Raw genomic sequence first — 671 nt, forward strand, 5'->3', positions numbered from 1 at the left:
ATCCAAATTTCCGTGGTGCCATTTGCTGCGCCCGAAATACGCCAAAAGTCGTGATTGTCTTGCCCATGCATTGCTCGATTACTCCGGTTGAAAGATGACGGTTATTCATGCGGGTGATGAATGGGGCAATGTTTGTGCAAACTGGGGTTTATAGGCAAACACTTGAAAGTTGAATCGGCGCTATTTAACTTTTCGATTCTGCGAAATGGCGCGGCTTACAGTTAGCCTTCTCTTCATGAAAACCCTCATGAAAGCCCCATGAAAACCGCCATCGACTTTACAACCAGAATCCAAGCTCGCCAGAGGTATTGGCGCGGCTATTCGGTAAAACAGATCAGTGATGATTTGTGTTTGCCTTATGCCACTGTGGATTCATGGAAACGGCGGGAAAAGTGGGATGACGCTTCGGTTTCATTGCGGGTTGAAAGCGCAACGGATGCGCGCCTTTGTCAGTTAATTGATAAGCCCGACAAAACCGACGCGGATTACCGAGAAATCGACGCGCTGTCGAAACTGCTAGAGCGTACCGCCCGCATTCAACGTTTTCAAAACGGCGGGAACGAAGCGGACCTCAATCCCAAAATTAAGAGCCGCAACGGCAAGAAGCGCAAGCAACCGCAGAAAAACCACCTTGATGATGACGCCGTTGAAAAGCTGGAAAAAGCCTACTT

The 671-nt window shown here is 48.9% G+C and carries 1 protein-coding gene; it reads left to right on the forward strand.

Annotated features, from left to right (window positions below):
- Window positions 1-258: 258 nt before the first annotated feature.
- Window positions 259-671, forward strand: a 413-nt coding sequence (locus tag HJG39_RS19355; protein WP_442781054.1) for a terminase gpP N-terminus-related DNA-binding protein, incomplete at its 3' end; no start/stop codon positions are given.

The organism is Alteromonas sp. a30 (genome assembly GCF_026788005.1).
Taxonomy (GTDB): domain Bacteria; phylum Pseudomonadota; class Gammaproteobacteria; order Enterobacterales; family Alteromonadaceae; genus Paraneptunicella.